This is a genomic window from Haladaptatus sp. T7, from assembly GCF_026008575.1.
Taxonomy (GTDB): domain Archaea; phylum Halobacteriota; class Halobacteria; order Halobacteriales; family Haladaptataceae; genus Haladaptatus; species Haladaptatus paucihalophilus.
The window spans coordinates 264,875-285,601 of the sequence record NZ_BROP01000007.1; the positions used below are offsets into that span (position 1 = coordinate 264,875).

18 protein-coding genes are annotated in these 20,727 nt (G+C 65.3%); 11 read left to right on the forward strand and 7 right to left on the reverse strand.

Annotation, left to right across the window (positions count from 1 at the left end; translation table 11 throughout):
- The 8 genes from OPC11_RS18580 (at position 1) to OPC11_RS18615 (ending at position 9,322) form a co-directional block, all read left to right on the forward strand.
- On the forward strand, positions 1 to 1,707 hold the full coding sequence (locus OPC11_RS18580) for a type II secretion system protein (protein WP_264782918.1): 1,707 nt from the start codon (positions 1 to 3) through the stop codon (positions 1,705 to 1,707).
- 86 nt (positions 1,708 to 1,793) lie between these two features.
- Positions 1,794 to 2,288 (forward strand): hypothetical protein, encoded by a 495-nt coding sequence (locus tag OPC11_RS18585; RefSeq protein ID WP_007981605.1) that lies wholly within the window; start codon positions 1,794 to 1,796, stop codon positions 2,286 to 2,288.
- On the forward strand, positions 2,266 to 2,664 hold the full coding sequence (locus OPC11_RS18590; RefSeq protein WP_264782919.1) for a hypothetical protein: 399 nt from the start codon (positions 2,266 to 2,268) through the stop codon (positions 2,662 to 2,664). The genes OPC11_RS18585 and OPC11_RS18590 overlap by 23 nt, the downstream gene beginning before the upstream one ends.
- Complete coding sequence (locus OPC11_RS18595) at positions 2,661 to 3,494, forward strand: hypothetical protein (RefSeq protein ID WP_264782920.1); 834 nt, start codon at positions 2,661 to 2,663, stop codon at positions 3,492 to 3,494. Before OPC11_RS18590 ends, OPC11_RS18595 begins: the two co-directional genes overlap by 4 nt.
- On the forward strand, positions 3,482 to 6,859 hold the full coding sequence (locus OPC11_RS18600) for a hypothetical protein (protein WP_264782921.1): 3,378 nt from the start codon (positions 3,482 to 3,484) through the stop codon (positions 6,857 to 6,859). Before OPC11_RS18595 ends, OPC11_RS18600 begins: the two co-directional genes overlap by 13 nt.
- On the forward strand, positions 6,756 to 7,157 hold the full coding sequence (locus tag OPC11_RS18605) for a DUF5791 family protein (RefSeq protein WP_264782939.1): 402 nt from the start codon (positions 6,756 to 6,758) through the stop codon (positions 7,155 to 7,157). Before OPC11_RS18600 ends, OPC11_RS18605 begins: the two co-directional genes overlap by 104 nt.
- A gap of 76 nt (positions 7,158 to 7,233) precedes the next feature.
- Complete coding sequence (locus OPC11_RS18610; RefSeq protein ID WP_264782922.1) at positions 7,234 to 8,088, forward strand: SDR family oxidoreductase; 855 nt, start codon at positions 7,234 to 7,236, stop codon at positions 8,086 to 8,088.
- Between the two features lie 52 nt (positions 8,089 to 8,140).
- Entirely contained in the window at positions 8,141 to 9,322 is a 1,182-nt protein-coding gene (locus OPC11_RS18615; RefSeq protein WP_264782923.1) for a bifunctional oligoribonuclease/PAP phosphatase NrnA, read from the forward strand.
- 61 nt (positions 9,323 to 9,383) lie between these two features.
- On the opposite strand, the gene OPC11_RS18620 is transcribed toward OPC11_RS18615, so the two are convergent.
- Positions 9,384 to 11,771: a DUF5059 domain-containing protein gene (locus OPC11_RS18620; protein WP_264782924.1), complete on the reverse strand. Its 2,388-nt coding sequence runs from the start codon at positions 11,769 to 11,771 to the stop codon at positions 9,384 to 9,386.
- Between the two features lie 174 nt (positions 11,772 to 11,945).
- On the opposite strand from OPC11_RS18620, the gene OPC11_RS18625 reads away from it, so the two are divergent.
- Positions 11,946 to 13,085: a DUF373 family protein gene (locus OPC11_RS18625; RefSeq protein WP_026177894.1), complete on the forward strand. Its 1,140-nt coding sequence runs from the start codon at positions 11,946 to 11,948 to the stop codon at positions 13,083 to 13,085.
- A 37-nt stretch (positions 13,086 to 13,122) separates the two neighbouring features.
- Entirely contained in the window at positions 13,123 to 13,830 is a 708-nt protein-coding gene (locus OPC11_RS18630; RefSeq protein WP_264782925.1) for a diphthine--ammonia ligase, read from the forward strand.
- Positions 13,831 to 14,007: 177 nt separating this feature from the next.
- Here the strand turns inward: OPC11_RS18630 and OPC11_RS18635 are convergent, their stop codons facing one another.
- Complete coding sequence (locus OPC11_RS18635; protein WP_264782926.1) at positions 14,008 to 14,982, reverse strand: NDP-sugar synthase; 975 nt, start codon at positions 14,980 to 14,982, stop codon at positions 14,008 to 14,010.
- Positions 14,983 to 15,087: 105 nt separating this feature from the next.
- Entirely contained in the window at positions 15,088 to 17,109 is a 2,022-nt protein-coding gene (locus OPC11_RS18640) for a bacterio-opsin activator domain-containing protein (RefSeq protein ID WP_264782927.1), read from the reverse strand.
- A 92-nt stretch (positions 17,110 to 17,201) separates the two neighbouring features.
- Between OPC11_RS18640 and OPC11_RS18645 the strand changes: the two genes are divergently transcribed.
- Positions 17,202 to 17,495, forward strand: a complete 294-nt coding sequence (locus tag OPC11_RS18645) for a hypothetical protein (RefSeq protein ID WP_007981588.1) — start codon at positions 17,202 to 17,204, stop codon at positions 17,493 to 17,495.
- A 57-nt stretch (positions 17,496 to 17,552) separates the two neighbouring features.
- Here the strand turns inward: OPC11_RS18645 and OPC11_RS18650 are convergent, their stop codons facing one another.
- From OPC11_RS18650 to OPC11_RS18665, 4 genes are read right to left on the reverse strand one after another with little or no spacing between them, the layout of a single operon-like run.
- Entirely contained in the window at positions 17,553 to 17,963 is a 411-nt protein-coding gene (locus tag OPC11_RS18650) for a Rieske 2Fe-2S domain-containing protein (RefSeq protein WP_007981587.1), read from the reverse strand.
- A 48-nt stretch (positions 17,964 to 18,011) separates the two neighbouring features.
- Positions 18,012 to 18,698, reverse strand: a complete 687-nt coding sequence (locus tag OPC11_RS18655; protein WP_264782928.1) for a helix-hairpin-helix domain-containing protein — start codon at positions 18,696 to 18,698, stop codon at positions 18,012 to 18,014.
- Positions 18,699 to 18,724: 26 nt separating this feature from the next.
- Positions 18,725 to 19,528, reverse strand: coding sequence for a shikimate dehydrogenase (locus OPC11_RS18660; RefSeq protein ID WP_264782929.1), 804 nt, complete (start codon positions 19,526 to 19,528; stop codon positions 18,725 to 18,727).
- 38 nt (positions 19,529 to 19,566) lie between these two features.
- Entirely contained in the window at positions 19,567 to 20,715 is a 1,149-nt protein-coding gene (locus OPC11_RS18665; RefSeq protein ID WP_232423825.1) for a sodium:calcium antiporter, read from the reverse strand.
- Positions 20,716 to 20,727: the final 12 nt, after the last annotated feature.

Below are 20,727 nucleotides of genomic sequence, written 5' to 3' on the forward strand. Positions count from 1 at the left end.
GTGCGACGCTTCGAGTCGCTCTGTGCTCGCCTCGCATCCCTCTACCCGTGGGACGTGTCGGCGGAAGACGACATCGACCGGGCCATCGGCTTTCTGGGAGGAGAAATCGACAGCGTTGCAGTCGCTCGGGGTGCGAACGGTGCGGCGGTTTTCGGGTGTTTCGTCGCCGTCGTCGGTGCGGCCGTGGCTCCGCCAGCGCTCCGCATCGTGGTCGGGGGGCTGCTGGTCGCCATCGCCGTCGGCTTCTCCTCTCTGCTTCGACATCTACCCGAACTCCTCGCCGCCGCGAAGCGGACGCAAGCGCTCGGCGACGCGCCCGACCTCGCGGCCCGCGCCGTGTTGTGGATGCGGATAGAACCGACCGCGGAAGGGGCCGCCGCGTTCGCTGCACGGACGGGTGATGGCCCACTCGCGTCGAGTCTGGGCGACCACGTTCGACGCTCGGTCGGGTCGCCGATGGCCGGACTGACAACGTTCGCGGCCGAGTGGGAACCGTGGAACCCGCCGCTTCATCGGTCGATGGTACTGATTTCGGCGGCGAGCGAGGCACCACCGGGGGAACGAGCGCGGACGTTGGACCGCGCACTCGCCGCGATTCTCGACGGGACGCGAGAACGGATGGCGGAGTTCGTCGCCGAGATTCGCGGCCCAGCGACGGCGTTGTACGCTTTCGGCGTCCTGCTTCCGCTGGCGCTGGTCGCGGTGCTTCCGGCGGCGCGAACCGCGGGACTGCCGCTGTCGCCCGCCGTGTTGGTCGCCGGTTACGACGTTCTGCTTCCCGCACTCCTGCTGGCGACGAGCGTGTGGTTGCTCACCCGTCGGCCGGTCGCGTTTCCGCCGCCGGACGTCTCGCGGTCACACCCCGGCGTTCCCGAAAGACTGTGGCCGGTCATAATTTCCGGCCTCGGTGCTGGCGGTCTCGCGCTGGTCGTCACGACGGTTTTCCTCCCCGGATGGACGCGCTGGATAGCCTGCTTCGGCTGTCTCGTCGGTGTCCTACTGGTCGGGGTGACGCGTCCGACGGTTCTCGTCAGAAACCGGGTTCGAGCGGTCGAAGCGGACCTCACGGACGCGCTCTATCTCGTCGGTCGCCGGGTGAAGGAAGGATTGGCGGTCGAGACGGCCATCGTCGCCGCTGCAGACGAAATCGGTGGGGAGACGGGTGCCGTCTTCGAGCGAGCCACGCGAATACAGCGACAGCTCAGGATGGGCGTTCGGGAGTCGTTTCTCGGCGACTACGGGGCGCTTTCGACGGTACCGAGTCCGCGCGCTCGGAGCGCTGTGGCGCTCCTCGCGCTCGCCGCGGACGAGGGGCGACCCGCTGGCGGTGCCGTTCTGGCGATGGCCGACCACTTGGACGACCTGCAGAGCGTCGAACGCGAGGCGCGACGCGAGCTTTCGCAAGTGACCGAGACCCTCCGACACACGGCGGCGATATTCGGACCCCTCGTCTCGGGTGCGACCGTCGCGCTAGCGGGTGGAATGTCGGGCATGGGTGGTTCGTTCGGGAGCGCGTTTCCGATGGATGTACTGGGCCTCGCGGTCGGCATCTACGTCCTCTGTCTTTCGGCCATCGTCACGACGCTCGCGGTCGGACTCGAACACGGACTCGACCGGACGCTGGTCGGCTACCGCGTCGGCCATTCCGTGTTGTCCGCGACCGTCGTGTACCTCCTCGCGTTCGTGCTGGCGGGTGCGCTGACCTGAGTGCTCACGGGTGTTCGTTCTCGGGTGTCCAGTCCCCCGATATTCTCGGCGTACATTTAAGTACGAAAACAGGACCATTCCGGCCCATGTTCGACGCACCCCTCGACGCGTGGTACGTCTGGCTCGGCGTGACGGTTGTCAGTTTCGCCGTCCTCGGCGTCGCCATCGAACTGCCGACCGCACCGCCGCCGAACGCCGCAAGTGTCGCCGATACGGTCGATTCCGTCGCCGGATGCACCTACACCGCGACCGCCGAACACCCGCTGTCGGCGCGGAAAATAAAGCTCGGTCCGCGGCGGTTGGGGCTGAACGGGAAGGGCGGAATCGCGCACGCGACGTTCGCGTACGGTCCGGTCGTTCCAGTCGTTCCCGACGGGGGAAGGCGTTCCGACTCCACTTCCCGACTGAACCGCGTGTTGTCCGGGTCGCCGCCGTCCGCGGTGTTCGATTCACCCGCCGACTTCCGCGCGGCGATACGGGAATCCAGAGACCACCAGTCGGTCTGGCGACGGGCGCATAGCACGCTTCGCGTTCGCTGTGTTTCGTGGGAGGGAGTCGATGCGACGCTGGTCTCCGGGTAGGGCACAGACCGAACCCGTCGCGGCCATCGTCGCCGTCTTCGCGGTCTGTTTCGGACTGCTCGCCTACACCGGCGTCCTCGGCGACGCGATGCCTCGATCCGAGCGAACTCTCGGACCGACGACGATTTCGTCGGTTCGGGACGCCGCGAGTTCGAACGGCATCTTGATTCCCACGCGTCTCGCGGAGTCCTCCGCGACGCCCGACGGCTATCACTGCAACGTTACGCTCACGGTAGGAAAGCGTGAGTGGCACGACGGGCCGACGCCACCGCCGAACGCCAAGGTTCCGAGCAGCCCAGCGGCAACGACGGTGAGCGTTCGAATCGCGCCGGGTGACGTTCGACCGGGACGGCTCCGCGTGGTGGTGTGGAAATGAGGGCCATCAGCACCGTTCTCGACGTGACCCTGTGCCTGCTGCTGGTCAGCGCCAGTGCTTTCGTCCTCGCCGGAGCGAGGCCACCGCAATCGACAGCGCGGACGCGAACGGCCGAATCGACGGCGAACGTCCTCACGACCAGCACCGCCGGACTGAACTACACGATTCGGACCGACGACGGAGCGATTCATCGGACGACACGCGGTACCCTCGCCGGACTGCTCGGCCAGACCGCACTGGCAAACGCGTCCGTTCGCGGAGCCGAACTGTCACGGGCGAGCGACCCGTTCGAGCACGCGGTCGCTCGCCGTGTGCGAGAACGACTCGACCGCCCGTCCCGCATGCGACTCCTCGTCCAATGGGAACCGTATCGGAACGCTCACCTTCGAGGGCGGTTCGCCGTCGGTAAATCACCGCCGCCCCGAGTGGACGTTCACGCGGCCGAGATCACGCTTCCGAACAAATTTCCGCCGGTTCGAGAGCGAGCACTCGACGCCGCTCGACGCGGCGGTTACCGCGACGTCGCGCGGGTCGTCGCCGCCGGAATCGTTATCGGTCTGGTTCCGAACCGAACGACGACGTTGGCGCTACACGACCGCGAGACGGGCGCGACGGTTGCGGCTCGACTCAGACGGTTGGTTCGGCTGTACGACGTGGATGGGTCGAATACGAACACTCTCACCACTGACCGAGCGAGACGTGCACTCATCGACGCGCTGACCGCCGCCGTCGAAGCCGACCTCCGGTCAACGTTCCGGACGCCGACCGAGGCTGCCCGGTCGGTGTCGCTCGGCGAGACGCGACTCGTCGTCAGGACGTGGGACGCGTGAACCTCGCCGACGACACCCGCGGACGGGTACCGTTCGCGTTGATCGGCGTCCTACTGCTGGTCGGGAGTCTCTCCTTCGCGGGTGCGCTGGTGGCTCGACCGGCACCGCACGTGAACGAGAATGTGGAGCAGAGCATGCGAACCGTAACCGCCGGAACTCGGACGGCGCTCCGCGGGGCGGTCCGACAGGCCGGTCGGGAAGCGGCCGCCGAACCGCTCGTTCGTCCGGCGAACACGACCGCCGGGCGGGTTATGGACGACGTAGCTCCGTTTCGGGACTACCTCCGCCTTCGAATCTATCTTACAGCGCGGGAACGATTGCGTTCGGTGGGTGCCCACGGCGGCGACGTGAGTGCGACCGCATCGCTCCCGGCGACGCCGAACGCGACGGCACTTCGACGGGCGAAGCGACGAGTCCACGTCGAACCGGTCGGGAACCTGACGGAGGCCGGGCTACGGGTTCGCATCGACGGCGTGTCGATGCGTGCGACCCGCGGCGGGACAACCGTCGCCGCCACGAAGAAAAACGTGACGCTCGTGGTTGAAACGCCGGTTCTGGCGCTGCACGAGCGCGTTCAGCGATTCGAGCGGCGGCTCGACAGCGGGCCGCTCGACCCGGGACTCGGCCGTCGACTGACCGCCCGGCTCTACGCGGTAACGTGGGCGCGAGGATACGCACAGTATGGCGGAGCACCGATTACAAACGTACTGTCGAACCGCCACATCGAGTTGCTGACGAACGGCGCGATTCTCGAAGAGCAGACGAAATCGTTCGGGACGAGTGACCCCGATGGACGACGGGGAGTTCGTCGTGCAACCGCTCGCGTCGGTCTCACCGACCTTCTCGTTCCGACGACCCAACACGGAAAGCTCTGGACGGACCTCGTTCTGAACACGGCGGGTGGGGGCGGTGCGGACGGCACCATCGACGGTTCACTCGATGCGGCGTCGGAACCGCTCGACTCCGCGCATTCCCCCGAAACGGGAATGAACATCGGCGTGAACGAATCGGCGGAGCGTGCACTCTTGGACCTCATCGACGGCGGCGAGTCGAGCGAGTTGGACGCCGCAATCGGGTCGGCGTATCGCGTTTCCGTCCGCCCAGTTGCGAGCGTTCGAACCGTCCGCGACGAACTGAAACCGCATCCCCGTCCGCCGGGTGAGGGATGGACGCTCCGGGATGAGCGAACGAAAACGGACGTTTCGGTCCAAAACGCCAGTGCGTCGTCTCCCGGAACACGGCGGGGCTGGCACCTCCTCTGGACCGGTGCCCGTCGTGTCGTTCGAACGCACACCGTCGTTCGGCGGTGGGAGCGGGAAGACACGACGCAGGATGAGAATCGCGGGTGGACCGCGCGATTGCCGTTCCCCGGCACTTCGCCACGACCACAACCGACGCCGCCGGGACCCACACCTCCGACGCAACCACGGCCACCGACGAATCGAACCGTCCGAACGACCCACCGGTGGACGGACGAGTTCGTCGTCTCGCTCGGCGTCGCTGGCGACCACGTGACGACGGACCGCGCACCGGTTCGACCCCTTCCGAGCGCCCACGAGGCGAATGGGGCCGCCGGGCCGAACCTCGCGGACGTTCGGGGAATGGCGATAGAACGTCTCGTCACCGACCGCGGCGGCGCGGACGGGTTGGCACGTCGTGCGAGCGTCGGAACGATGAACACGCGAGCGGTCGCGGTGCAGGGTCGATATTCGAATTTGCTTCGAGCGCGGGTGTACCGCGACGTGCGGTCGCTTCGGAACCGGGTTCGAAACCGCTCGGTGACCGTTTCCCGCGGGACTCTCGCAACTGGCGGAACGAATCCGGCGGCGAAACTGGCGTCGTCCCTTCGCGCCGACCGAAGCGCGCTCATCGGCGCACCCGCGAGATACGAGGACGCCGCCGAACGGGCGCGATACGCGGCCCGTGCGACGTATCTCGATGCCGTCATCGACCGACTCGATAGCAGGGCGGAGCGTACCCGTCGAACGCGGATGGGACTCGGCAGGGCGGTGCAGGACGCGACGGGCGTCTCGCTCGACCGAATTCGACGGACATTCGCGGCTCGTCGGAGGGTCACCTCTCCGTCCACGCATCGGCTGCGAACGAGCGGCCCCGGAACACCGGTCAATATCAGCGTCGATGGCTCACCGCCGTATCTGACGCTTTCGGCGGTGAAACATCGCCACGTTTCGGCCGTCCCGCGCGGGTCGAAGACCTACCCGCTTTCGGCGCGGAACGTCAACCTGTTCACGGTTCCGTCGTCCGACATTTCGGACGGCATCGTTTCGCTGCTCCCGGATGGACGAAAGCCGAAACGAGTTCAGCTACGGACCGCTGGCGTCGCGCTTCGGGCAGCGAACGAGACGCTTGCGACTGAAACGAACGCGTCGCTTCGACGACGACGCGACGACCTACAGCGGGCGCTGTCTTCATCGATAGGCGATATCGAACGAAACGTCCGGAGCGAACTCGCCGCGAGCGACGCCATCGAACTCGATAGGTCGGAACGTCGGACGGTCGTTCACCGCGGAGTGACCCGCTGGCGGACGACGGCGAATCGGGCCAGTGCTATCGCGAACGGTTCGGCTGCTGGGAGTATCGCACGAGCGGTCGAAAGGGAACGTCGGGACGATTGGAGCCGAATGCGACGCGATGCGGCGACGCTTCGGATTCGGTTCGCGCTCGAATCGGCACGACGGGACGTCGATGGGGTATGCCAGTCGAGCGTCGCACCGACCGTCTCCACGACCCGCCGCGTTCTCGTGACGGAGCTGAAAGCGGCGGTACAACAGGGCATCGAAAATCGGGTGCAGCAGCGATTGAACGAATCCATCAACGAAACCGTCGGGGACTTACCGGCGGGACTGCCGGTCGTTCCCGTCCCCGGCTACTGGTACGCGACGGTCAACGTCTGGCAGGTGGACGTGTCGGGGACGTACGCTCGGTTCACGGTTCGGGCGCGTGAGGGCTCGCCAACCACACCGGGTGCGTCGGTCGCGTATTCCCGGCAAGCCGGACCCGTCCGATTGGACACGGACGACGATGGGACGAAGGAACTGCTCGGGCGGACGACGCCGGTTTCGTTCGATACGGGAACGACGGTCGTCGTCGCGGTACCGCCGGGGAAGACGGGCGTCGGTGACGTGGACGGGAACGCCGACGAGCGCTCTCCCGGCTGGTCGAACCGGAGTGACAACCCATTTGATGCCGCAGACCTTCGTGACGACCATGCTCTACGACGAGATAGACGACCCCGGCGAGATGACGCCGACGGAACTCCACGGACGGTACGCGGCGGAGCTCTCGGAGACGATATCGTCGGTCGGTATCGACGAGGTGGTGGAACTGACGGGACTCGACCGTGAGACCGTCGAGTCGATCGCCGACGGCGAGACCGCCGCCGACCTGTCGCTCGAAGACGCCGCCGCGATTCTCGCCACCGAGGAGGGCACGCCGGAGAAGGATGCCATCCTCCTCGAAGTGCGCGACCACCTCCTGATGGGGATGACGACCGGCCTCTTGGACGTGGACACGCTCGCACGGGACATCGACGGCGACTTCGAGGCGCGCGCCGTCCAGCAGAAAATCGAGGGGCGAGCGCCGATGTCTGTGGAGGAGTACGCGCTCGTTCACCACGCCATCGCGCAGCGAAACGACCGATAGACGCAGCGAGGGTGGCGGCGGTTGCGGAGAGACGAGAAGACGGCGGAGTTATCCGCGGTCCGTTCGAAGGAACGATATGAACGTTGCAGTGCTCGGATGCGGCTACGTCGGGTGCGAACTCGCGCGGGAGTTGCTCGCGGACGGTCACGAGGTCGTCGGCGTGCGACGCTCGTCCGAGGGGCTTCGGGCGGTCAAAAAAACGGGTGCCGACGCGGTGCGGGCGGACGTAACGGACGGCGATTCGCTATCCTCGATTCCCGACGCGAACGTGCTCGTCTACGCGGTGAGCGCCGACGGCCGGGATTCGGCGGCGGCGCGCACGGCCTACGTCGAGGGACTTCGGACCGCGCTCGATCACTTCGCGGCCCGCGAGTCGTCACCGGAGCGCGTCGTCTACACGTCGAGTACCGGCGTGTACGGCGACCGTGACGGTGCTCGCGTGGACGAATCGACGCCGCTGGAGCCCCGAACCGAACGAGAGGAGATTCTGGCTGACGCCGAGGAAATCGTGCGGGCGGAGCGAGGGTGGGACTGGACGATAACCCGGTTCTCGGGGTTGTACGGTCCCGACCGGTATCGACTGGAGCGCTATCTGGAGGGTCCTGTCTCGGACCGATATCTGAACCTGCTCCACCGCGACGACGCGGCGGGGACGATTCGATACCTCCTCGACACCGGACGAGGGCGAAACGAGGTCGTTCTGGTTTCGGACGACGAACCGGTTCGGAAGCCGACGCTCGCAGATTGGCTCGCGGACGAGTGCGGCGTTTCCCACCCGCCAAGGGAACCGGCGACGAGCGAGCGAGCGCGAGCGAGCAAGCGCTGCTCGAACGAAAAACTCCGCGAGTTAGGGTACGAACTCCGGTACCCGACGTACAGGGAGGGGTATCGGGGGGCCATCGAATCGTTCCGGGATTCACAAAACGTCTGACACCTGTAACTGTTGGGAAAAGTTCTTGGTTTCCCGTATCGATTTCCGGGATATGCAGTTTCGCGGCGACCAGTCCGCACAACGGCTGTTCCGCACGGCACAGCTCTATGGCTCCGACGATCCGCTGCTCGTCGTCGGGGGTATCGTCGGCGTGGCCGTGTTGGCGGTGTCCCTTTGGTTGGTCGTTCGCTGGATTCGGCGACCGAAAGGCGCTCGGCTCAAACGCGCGTTGGCGAAACGGGACGAACTCGTCGTCCTGATGCATCCGAATCCCGACCCCGACGCGATGGCCTGTGGCATCGCTATCGCCTATCTCGCCGAAACGGTCGGGACGGAGGTAACGCTTCAGTACGCCGGGCAGATACGACATCAGGAAAACCGCGCGTTTCGAACCATTCTCGACCTCGAACTCGAACGCGTCGAACACGTCACCGACCTCGCTGCTTCTACCATCGTCCTCGTCGACCACAACACGCCGCGCGGGTTCGACGGGTCGGAGCGAATCGAACCCTACGCCGTCATCGACCACCACCCCGGCAACGGGACCGGTGAGGTGTTCACGGACAAACGGACGAACTACGGCGCGTGTTCAACCATCGTGGCGGAGTACTTCGATGACCTCGGCGCGACGCCGGTCGGCCCGGACGAAGTCCCGCCGGAGGACGATTTCGTCCTCCCGTCCGACATCGCCACCGGCCTGTTGTACGGCATCCAATCCGACACGAAACACCTCACGAACGGCTGTTGTGCGGCTGAATTCGAGGCGAGCGCGTACCTGTATCGGGGCGTGGACGAACACCGTCTCGACCGCATCGCCAATCCGCAAGTGAGCGCCGAAGTGCTCGAAATCAAATCGCGTGCCATCACGGAACGGGAGGTCCGCGGGTCCTTTGCGGTCTGTAACGTCGGTGCGCTCTCGAACGCCGACGCGATTCCACAGGCCGCGGACGAACTGATGCACCTCGAAGGCGTGACGGCCGTCGTCGTCTACGGCCGACGCGAGGACACCCTCTACATCTCCGGTCGCTCCCGGGACGACCGAGTTCACATGGGAAAAGCGTTGCAGATGGCCGTCACCGACATTCCGGGAGCGGACGCCGGGGGCCACGCCCGGATGGGCGGCGGTCAGGTCCCGGTCGAATCGGCGGTCGTCGCGGGTGGGATGGAAGGAGGACTGTGGTCGGAACGGGAGTTCACCAACGGGATTTTCGACGCGCTGAACGGAAACGTCTGAGAAGGTGTCGTTGCGGCACTTCCCTCCGGGCCATCATCTACCGAGACGGCACTCTCGGGGGTTATTCGACGACTATCGTCCCGGTCATGCCCGCCGCCTCGTGGGGGATGCAGTAGTACTCGAACGTCCCTTTCGTCTCGAACGTGTGGACGTACGACTGCCCGGACTGCACCGCTCCTTTGCCCGCGTCCCACCCGGAGACGGCTTTCTTCTCGGAATCGAATCCGCCGGAGGCCCAGTACGACCCGCCCTCGGGGACCGACTCCTCGCGGGCGGTGACCGTGTGCGCCTCGCCGCCGACGTGTTTCCACGCGACGGTATCGCCCGTTTCGATACGGAGCTTTTCGGGGTCGAACGAGACGGCTTTGAGGTCGATAACGTGGTCCGCGGCGTCCGGGACGCCCTTTTGGACGTTCGGTCCGCCCTTCAGTTTCGTCTTCGATTCCTCGCCGGACTCCTTCTTGGCCTCGCCGACGGGTGCCTTGTCGAGTTCTCCGACGACGGCGAACTCGGCCCGGAGCGCGGCGGTGGCGAAGGCGTCGTTCGCTGAATCGACGTCCTCCCCGGAGTCGAGCGCGTCAGCGTACGCGGTCAGTTTCGCCTCGAACGACTCGTAGGCGTTCTTATCGCCGGATTCGAGGCTCTCGTGCACCTCGGATCTCTCGAACTGGGAGAACGAATCCTGCACGATGGTGGCCGCCGCGCCGCCGAAGTCACCGCCAGTGTTCGTCACGACGGCGGAAACTGATTCGACCGCTTCGTGGCCGAATTCCACGGCTTTCGCGTAGGTGTCGTCGGCTCCGCCGACGTTCCCCAGCGCCGCCTCGAACGACTCGTAGCGGTCCGTGTCGGCGTGTTCCAGCGCCTCGTGGTAGCCGCCCGCGCCACTTTCGAAGTGTGCAAAGGTCGACTCCACGATGGCGTTCGCCCGCTTCGCGTCGCCGAGTTGCGCCACGACGGCGGCGTCGAAGGCCCGTCCGGCCATGAAACTCGCCTCGGCACCGGCCACGACGCTCGCGCTCGCGGCCTTCGTCTCGAAGTCGAGGAGGGCCTGCATCGCCCCTTCGAAGTGTGCGGACGCGCCGGACCCGCTGCCCTTCAACGCCGGAATCAGCCCCTCTTTCAGGTGTTCGTGTTCGAACCGGTCGTAGAGTTGCTCGCTCGTCCCCTCCAGCGTCTCGTGCATGTCGAGTTCGTTCTTCTCGAACCGCGCGAACAGCGACTGTGCGACGGTTGCGGCGGCGTCCGACTCGCCGCGTTTGTGGCGTTCGAGCGCGTCGGCGAACCGGGCGCGGAAGAATCCGGCTTGGAGGATGGCGGGTTGGACGCCCGTTCCGAGCGTTTCGATACCGGCCCGGAGGTTGGTATCGACCTTCGATACGGCCCCCTCGACCGCCGTTCCGTCGCCGGATTCGGCGGCGGTGGTGAGCGCTTCGAGTCCGGACTCGAACCCTTCGTAAGCGTCCTCGTCGCCCTCTTCGAGGGCTTCGTGCGCATCCGAGGCTTCGAAGTCGGCGAAGATGTCCTCCGCGACCTTTGCTGCTCGCTTCGTCTCGCCCCGTGCGACCAACCGCGTGCAGTCGGCGGCCCGGATGCGGTAGCTGTTCAGGGTGGCGGCGTGCGCGAACGAAGCGGACGGCCCGCCGAGCGAGGCGAGGGCGTTCGCGTCGAACGCTTGTGCCTGCATGACCGCGATGTGGCCCGCGCCCGCGACGTTCTCGGTTCCGAGGCCGTAGGACCCGGACACGGCGGCCGTCACCGCGTCGTTCGATTGGTTCGCCACGACGTCCGCCTTCCCGTTCTTCGCGGCCCGAACCATCGTTTTCGCGGCGTGTTCGAACGCGCCGTAGGTCTCCTCGTTCGCCGATTCGAGCGCGTCGCGGAGGTCGTCGTCCTCGAACGCGGAGAGCGCCCGCGTTGCAATCGTCCGTGCCCCCGAGAGGTTTCCGGCGGCGGCGACCATCGCGGCGTTCTCCAAGCGCGTCCCCAGCAGTTGCAGGTCGAGCGCGCGGACGTTCCGCTCGCCGACGAGTTGCACTTGCGCCTCCCGGAGGTGCTCGTTTCCGAGTCCGAGTTCGACCGACATCTCCTCCGTGTTCTCCTCTCGGAGACGGGTTTTCAGTTGGCCGACGGCCTCCTCGAACTCCTCGTAGTGTGTCTCGCTCGTCCCCTCCAGTTTCTCGTGTGCGCCCCACTCGCCGGTGGCCTGCTCGAACCGGGCGAAGGTGTCCTCCGCGACGGTCGCACCGGCGTCGAACTCGCCCGCGACACCGAGCGCGAACGCGTCGTGCAGTCGGGCGCGGAGGACGTTCCACTCGGCCGCGACGGCCGCCTCCGCGCTGACGTCTTTCGCAGTCGATTCGGCGTCGGGAGCGCTACAGCCCGCCAGAAGTCCGCTTACGAGCGTCGTTCCACCCACCTTTAAGAGAGTCCGTCTATCGATGTCCATATTTGATTTAGGCCCACCTAAAGGTCTAAAGCGTTCCGATTTTTAGGCGGCCCAAAAACAATGCGTTCGGATGTCACACGGTGACCTCTCGCCGATGGATGACCTCTCACAGATGGAAAACGTTGGGATAAAGACGACCTTTTTAACCTTTCACCGTCTGGGAGGGAATATCGAATGAGTACGCTGGTGGTGTGTGTCGATAGGAACAACGACATCGGTCGGAAGACGGGGCTGGAGATGCCGGTCGCCGGGTGGGAGGCCGTGCAGGCGCTCGTCACCGACGTCGGTCTGGCGGACCCCGAGGATTCGAGTGTCAACTGTCTGCTCGAAGCCCTCCGCGTCGCCCGCGACTTGCGGGACGGGGACGAGGAGTCGATAGTCGCCGTCATCTCCGGCACCGCCGACACGCGGGTCGGCGCGGACCGCGCCGTGGCCGCCCAGATGGACGAACTCGTGGCGGAACACGACCCGGACTCCACCATCGTCGTCATCGACAGCGCGGAGGACGAACGACTCGTCCCCATCGTCGAGAGTCGAACCCGGGTGGACGCGGTGGACCGCGTGGTCGTCCGACAGGCCCGCGACATCGAATCGACGTACTACCTGCTGAAGCAGTTCCTCGCCGACGAGGAACTCCGCCAGACCGTGCTCGTCCCGACCGGAATCGCGCTCATCGCGTTTCCCGTCCTGCTGTTGCAGTTGGGTCTCGCCATGGCGACGTCGGCCATCACCGCCGTCATCGGCCTGTTCGTCCTCTACAAGGGTCTCGCCATCGGCGACTACTTCCGCAATCTCCCCGCGGAGGCCCGCGACGCCCTCTACTCCGGCCGGGTGTCCATCGTCACCTACGTCGTCGGCGTCGGGTTGTCGCTCATCGGCGTGTTCGCCGGGGCGCTCCGGGCCGCACCCATGGATTCCACCGGCAACGTCCTCATGACCGCGATGGCGTTCGTCTTCGAGAGCGTCCCGTGGATCGCCGTCGCCGCCCTCACCGCCAGCACGGGCCGCCTGCTGGACGAAGCCATCCGCAACGACCGCGTTCGGAACTCCTACCTCAACCTCCCGTTCGGCGTTCTCGCGGTCGGACTGGTCGTGCGCGGGTTCTCGGCCTACTTCCTCCAGCGAGCGGGGAAGATAGCTCCCGTCGTCGTTCCCAAGATTGTGGTCGGCCAGACGACGATTCAACGATTCACGTTCGACCCCGGGATGCGACTGGCGGTGTACGTCGTCCTCGGCGTCCTCGTCAGCCTCGTCGGGGTTCGCGTCGCCTCCTACGTCAGCGGGACGGCCATCAGCGAAGAACTGGTCGAGTAACCGAGGCGCATTTATTCCCCGGTTCGCAAACCTCCGTATGAACCAGCAGGCGTGGGTCAGCCTCTTTTCCGGCGGCAAGGACTCCTCGTGGGCGCTCTACCGCGCGCTCGAAACGGGACTTCCCGTCGAACGACTCCTCACCGTCCACCCGGCGGGCGACTCGTACATGTATCACGTCCCGGCGACCGAGCTCACGGCGCTCGCCGCCGAAAGCATCGGCATCCCGCTCGTGAACGTCGAGGGTGACTTCGACGCCGAATCCGTCGAGGACGCGGGCGAACAGGGCGACAAGGAGACGGAAATCATGGCGGACGCCCTCCGCGACCTCGATATCGACCTCGCGGGCGTGACAGCGGGGGCGGTCGAAAGCGAATTCCAGACCCACCGCATTCAGGACCTCTGTGACGACCTCGGCATCGACCTGTTCGCTCCCCTCTGGCAGGAAGACCCCCGTGAACTCGCCGATGCGATGTTGGACGCCGGATTCGAGATCAAAATCGTCCAAGTCGCGGCCTACGGCTTGGACGAGTCGTGGCTCGGACGAACCTTGGACGAGGACGCGCTTTCCGAACTCGAAGCCCTCAACGACGAATACGGCGTCCACATTCTCGGTGAGGGTGGGGAATTCGAAACCCTCGTGACCGATGCGCCGCACATGGACCGTCCCATCGAACTCGAATACGAAACCGAGTGGGACGGCGACCGCGGACGGGTGCGGATTACGGACGCTTGGCTCGGCGAGTAATCGTTGCGAACGAGCAAGGCGAGTGAGCGGCTTTTTGGTCTCTTCGTGAGCGACCAACGGGAGCGAACGAACGGCTCGTCGGAGCTTCGCTCTGACGGTGCAGATTTTTTTTGCGCGAGTGGTACGCGAGAGCTGGAGTCTCTCGCGTTACCCGAGCGTAAAAAAAAGTGGGAGAGTCTACTCGTCCGATTCGTTCGTGATTTGGGTGTGGGCACCGATGAGTGCGCCCGCCAAATCCATGTTCTCGATGTGCGTTCCCTCGTCGATGATGGAGTCGCGCACGTCACCGCCCCGAACCGTCGCGTTGGGGAAGATGATGGCGTTTTCGAGGTTGGCGTCGGCGAGTTCAGCGCCGTCCATCACGTGGACGTTCTCCCCGACGGTGGTGTTCTCCAGCGTGGCGCTGTCGGCGACGCGGGACTCGCCGCCGAGGTACCAGCCGACGGCATCGAGGTAGCTCTCGGGCGTACCGATGTCGAACCACGCCTCTTCGAACGTGTAGGCGTAGACGGGGTTGCGGGACTGCAACCACTGGAGGAACCACCCAGGCTCGTCCGGGTTGTTGCCGTCTTCCAGATACGTCTCCAGGAGCGGGAGCGTTTCCTCGGTGAACGCGTAGCAGGCGATGGACACCAGCGTCGAGTTCGGGTCGTCCGGCTTCTCTTGGAAGTCCACGACGCGGTCGCCGTCGAGTTCGACGAGACCGTAGGCTTTCGCGCGCTCCTTGGTTCCGACGTCGTACGCGGCGAGACAGGACGATCCCTTCTCCTCGAAGAAGTTCACGAAGTCGCCCACGTCGAAGCTGATGAGGTTGTCACCGGCGATGACCACGAGGTCATCGTCGACTTCCTCGCGCTCGACGAGTTGCGCGAGCGCGCCGACGACGCCGAATTTCTCGTCTTCCTCCGAAGTGTCTTCGACGCTCAGTTGTGGTTTTTCGAAATCGCTCTCCGCGAGGTGGTCGCGGAAGTCATCAGCGAACCGTTCGTTCGTGCTCACATAGACGGTATCGACGCGCTCGTCGGCTTCGAGGTCGGCGAAAATACGGTCGATAACCGTGGTCTCGCCGATGGGGAGAAACATCTTCGGGCGCTGTTTCGTGATCGGCCACAGGCGCGTCGCGTATCCGCCCGCGAGGACGACGGCTTTCATAGCCAGACCGTCACCCCGACCCCCTAAGTCCTTTTTCATTGCGGGAGCGGTCGGCGGGACGAACGATCACCGGAGACGAATACAATCCGCGGCGCGTCCCTCGAATCAGTCGGCATCGTCGGTGCCCGTCTCGTCGAACAGCGCGCCGAGCAGTTGGTGTTGTGCCTTCCGAAGGTGGTAGTGCAGCGTGGGCGACGCGATGTCGAGCGCGCCCGCGACCTCCTCGGCGGTGCTCCCGCGCGGCCAATCGTAGTATCCAGCGAAATAGGCGCTTCGAAGCGCCGTCTCCTGTCGGTCGGTGAGCCGGTCGGTGAGGGACTGTCGGAACTCCTGTGCGGTTTGAATCGGTCGGTCGATGGTTCGTTTTCCGGTCAGCTCCGCGGACGGATACGCCGCCTGAAACGCATCCACGACCTTCCGAACCTCCGTCTCGCGCGGGATTTCGGCGACGATAGACACCTCGCCGTGATTCGCCGTCGCGGACTGGACGGCGGCACCGGCTTCGACCAATCGCTTGACCGTCGATTCAGTCATTTGGATTTCGATGACGAGACCGGTTTCGTCCGTCTCGATGAGTCGACATTCCGCCACGGTGTCGGACTCCGACAGTAGCGTCTCGAGCCGGTCGGCGGGTGCGCCCTCCGTGCGGACGTAGTGGAGCAGTTGCCCTTCCGAGGCCGGAACCAACCCGAGGAGGTGACACGTACAGTCGAGTTGGCGGGAGGCGGCCATAACCGCGTCCCGCGAGCCCGCCACGTGAAACTCCAGTTCGACGTGACTGTCGGACAGCAGTATCTTCTTGTTCCGCGCGGCGTTGATGGCGAAGCCGATGGTGTCCCCGAGGATTTCGAGGGCGGCTTGCGCTCGCTCCCCGAGAACGCCGGAGCGGGTGGAGACGAGCGACAGCGACCCGTACATCGTGTTGCCGTACGAGACGGGGATGGAGATGCCGGACTCGATATCGCGCTCCAGCGCTTCCGCGCGGACCTGTGGCGGGAGCAAGGTCGTCTCCGCGACGTCCGAGATGACCTGTAGTTCGTCGGTTCGCATCGCCCTGCTCGCGGGGTCGTCACCGATATCCGCCCCGAACTCGACGAGCCTATCGAGATAGCCGTCGAGACCCCCGGCGCGGGTTCGCGGCGTCACGCCGCCGCGACTGACTTCGCTCTCGTCGGTCCACGCGAGTTCGTACAGCCCCGATTCGACCAGTCGCTCGCACACCAACTGTTCGATGTCGTCGCGGGTCGCGGCGTGCACGAGTTCGTGGATGACCTCCTGAATCACCCAGTGAATCCGGTTCAGCGTCTCCAGTTCGTCGTGCTGGCGCGCCAGCGTTCGCTCGCGTTTTCGTCGCTCGGTGATATCACGGGCGACCCACACGACGACATCTTTACCGTCTATCTCCTGGCCGAGCGGCGTCGAGCGGGCTTCGAACCACCGTTGCCCGCTTTCGACGGTCAGGGGATACTCCATGGTTTCGACGCGGCCGCTTTCCAGCGTCCGATGGATGTGTTCCAGAAACCGATTCGCGATGTCGTTCGAAAAGACGTCGTGGAGCCGCCGACCAACGAGGTCGGGTGGCGCGGTAACGGCGAGGTTCTCCGAGTTTGGACCGACGAGCAGTTCGCGGTATTGCCCATCCTCGTCGAGGAGGAAGGCGACGTCCGGAAACGCGCTCATCAGCGTGTCGATTCGGCTTTCGCCGCGTCCGCCGAGGTGGGTTCGAATCGCGTCCACGATCCGTTTGCGAAGGTCGTCGGTCCCATCGATGGTCGTCTCGGGAATGTAATCGCTCACGCCGAGGTTGATGGCCTCGCTGGCGATTCGTTCGCTTCCGTCCCCCGTGAACACGACGTACGGGAGGTTCGGGTGGTCGTCGCGCACGGTTTCGAGGAGGTCCAACCCGGTCGAATCGGGAAGGTGGTAGTTGCTGACGATGCAGTCTATCGCTTCCTCCCCCAGACGGGACAGACACGCCGTCACGGACGACTCGACGTGTACCGTGAGGTCGTCGTGTTGGCGGTCGAGCGACCGTGCGATATCGGTTTCGTGTTCGACGAACAGAATGGTATGACTCCTCGTCATTTCCGTCTTCGGCGATTCGTCCGTCGTCGTTCGCTCCCCCATCGCAGATTGTCTCACGAACCGCGTCGGGAAAACAGTTTATGTTGTCCGAAATTTCGCGCTAGAAATTTGAACCCGGACGACCAACGATGTGTATGCGCGACGATGAGACGACGCGCGAGCGGATAGCGACGTTCCTCCGAACCGAACCGGCCGCCCCGAGCGCACTCGCCGCGGAGTTCGAAATCACGGCCGGTGCGGCTGTTCGTCACGTTCAACACATCGCCCGGTCGGTCGAATCGAACGGCGAGCAGTTGCTCGTCGCCCCGCCCGAGTGTCGGGACTGTGGCTTCGACCGGTTCGACAACCCGGCGAATCGACCGTCACGATGTCCCGAGTGCAAGAGCGAGGCGGTAGACGAACCGACGTTCGTGATTCGGGAGCCGTAAACGGTGGACGAACGCTCGTGATTCCGACGAGACGACGCTCCCGCACCGGCAGCGTCGCTATTCGAATCCGAGCGAGCGGTTCGAGGAGAGGTCGTACTCGATGGACGACCCCTGTTGGACGAACTCGTAATCGGGGTCGGTGAGGTAGACCGCACCGTCTTCGACCGTCACGTCAACTTCGTCGAGAACCGCGCCTTCACACGGGCCGTAGGTGCAGACGCCGGAGTCCGACTCGAACAGCGCGCCGTGTTTGCCACAGACGAGTTCGCCGTCGCGCATGCTCGCGCCGTCGCCCTTGTCGAGGCGCACGTCGGTCCAGTGCTGGCAGTAGTTTTTCCACGCTCGGATGTCGTCGTCGGCTTCGACCAGCACGGCCTCCTCCTCGTCGAAGCCGTTTCGAATCGTGAACAGAAACGTCGTGTCGTCGGGTATCTCCTCGACGGCGGCGATTCGGCGGTTCTCGTCCATCGGCCGGAGGTTGCCGATGAAGACGTTTGAGCTTTTTCAAACGGGTCGTCACATCGACTTCGCGCGGTCTATCCACCCCTCGATTCGCTTCGTCGAGAGGTCGGTCTCGCGGGCGATTTCCGCGGGGTCGGCGACCGCCAACTCCGCCGTGTTTTCGACGCCCGCGTTCTGCAGTCGCTCCGCGTAGGCCGGGCCGATTCCCTTCACATCTTCGAGCGGCCGGGCGTCGGTGGACGCTTCCTCCGCGGCTTCGGGTTCCTCCTCTGCGATTTCGGGTTCTTCCTCCGCGATTTCGGATTCCTCCGGTTCCGCTTCGATTTCTCCTTCCGGCTCTTCTTTCGACACTTCTCCTTCTCTTTCCGCTTCCGGCGCTTCCGCCTCGGGTTCGGGTTCCTCGTCCGATTCGGCTTCCGGCTCGGTCGCCTCCGTCTGCGCCGGTTGGCTCGCGTCGGCGCTCGGCCCGGTCGCTTCCGCGGGTTCGGCCGCCGTGTCCGGCTCGGCTTCCTCTATGTGATCGGTTGGTTTCCCCTCGTCGACGAGCTCCTCGGTGGAAACGCTCGTGTCTTCGCTCGGGGTCTCGTCCGCCATTTTCACTGCGTTCTCCGATTCCACGTTGGGCTGTGCTCTCGTCTCGGTCGGCTCGCGCTCTATCGTCACACCGTTGTCACGATTGCGCGTCTTCGACCGCTCATCGCCAAGACCGAGCAACGATTTCAGCCGTGTGATAAGCCCCATTGTGGGATAGTACAAAGTCCCTTCACTTAAAGGCGTCTTCGCAAGGCGGCGTCCATCCGCTCGACGGGTGCATCCCTCCCAGTCCATAGTTCAAATGCGGCGACTCCTTGAAACAGAAGCATCCACGCACCGTCGATCGTCGTCGCGCCGCGCGCGGACGCCTCGCGGAGCAGTCGCGTGTCGAGCGGGCTGTACACCGCATCCATCACCGCGAGGTCGCCGTGGAGCGCGGTCGCCGGAACGGGCGATTCGTCGGATTCCATTCCCACGCTCGTCGCGTTGACCAGCACGTCCGCCCCCGACACGAGGCCAGGGAGTTCGTCCAAGCCGTGCGCGCTCGCACCGTCCACGTCCGCCGCGAGGGATTCCGCGCGGGAGACGGTTCGATTGGCGATTTCGACCGTCGCGCCGTCGTCGGCCAGCATGAAGGCAATCCCGCGCGCCGCGCCACCCGCACCGACGACGACGGCGGACGCTCCGTCGCGGGACACGCCGTGGCGTTCGAACGCCCGACGCGCGCCCTCGGCGTCCGTGTTGTGACCGGTCGGGACGGAATCGTCGGGGGCGGAGAAATCGACCGTATTCACCGCACCGATGCGTTCCGCGAGGGAATCCGGTTCGACGTGCGAGAGGGCGTCCTCCTTGAACGGAATCGTGACGTTCAGTCCGCTGATGCCGAGGGCGTTCGCCCCCTCGATTGCCGGGCCGATGGCCTCGGGTTCGAAGGTGACGTAGCGGGCGTCCATGTCCAGTTCGTCGTAGGCGACCTCGTGCATCGGCGGGGAGAGCGAGTGGCCCACCGGATTGCCGAGGAGTCCGTACACGTCCATGGCGGAAGAAGGGAGTGGGGGGACTTAATCGACGGGCCTCAGGCACCGAGCATGACGAAGTAGACGGCGAGCGCGATGAAGAGGACGTAGAAGACGCCGCTTCCGAGGAACGGCGTCGGGTTGAAGTCGTCCTCGCCGACGCGACGCGCGCGGAAGAGAACGATGCACCCGGCGACGATGGCGAAGAGCACGGAAATCGCGTTCAGGAAGCCCGCGGTTCCCCACGCGAGGCTGAGGTTCCACGGCGTGAACAGGATGCCGAGGGTGACGGGGAGCGTCCCTTGGAACGCCATCGCACCCGTGATGTTGTTGAGCGCGAGGGTGTCCTTGTCCCGCGAGAGCCAGATGACGCTGTTGAACGCCTCCGGCAGTTCCGTCGCCACCGGAGCGATGATGAGCGCGACGATGGCGTACGGGATGCCGACTTCGCTCGACATCCACTCCACTTGGTCCACGAACAGGTGCGCGCCGTACACGATGAAGCCGAGCGCGATGAGCGTCTGGAGGGCCGTGAGCACGAAATGCGGGTCGGAGCTGTGGTCGGCCGACGGGTCGATGCCGACCCGTTCGAGCACCCCCTCGACGGCGAGCCCGATGTGGAGGTCGTCCATGTCGTCGCTGTCGGCCAGTTCGCCCGCCCGGAGCGACAGGTACAGATAGGCGAGATAGAGGACCACGAGGAAGGCGGCGATGACGACCCGAATCGGCACCGCGGCGACGCTCGTGCCGTCCGGGATGAGCGCGGCACCGAACGCGAGCGTGTAGCCGACGAGGAAGAAGGAGAGGTCGCGCGTCGTCGCGCCCTCGTTGAAATGAAGGTCGGTGGCGTTCGCGCGGCGGTCGGCGAAGTAGTAGACGCTCGCGCCGACGAGGAACATGGCGATGGTGGCGAGCATGAACGGCGCGCCCAGAATCGCCCCCACGCCGATATCGGAGGCCGCCGACCCGCCCTTCAGGATGGCGATGACGGGAATCGTCGTTTCGGGGAGCGCGGTCCCCATCGCGGCGAGGATGCTACCGGTCGCGCTCTCCGAGATGCCGAGGCGATGACCGAGCCATTCGACCCCGTTCGTGAACACTTCCGCACCGACGAGAAGAAAGCCGAACGATGCGAGCAGTAACAGTCCTTTGGTGGACGATTTCGACAACAAGAGGGGCCGCATTGCACCGGCCACTGGAAGCGACATACGCTGTGATTT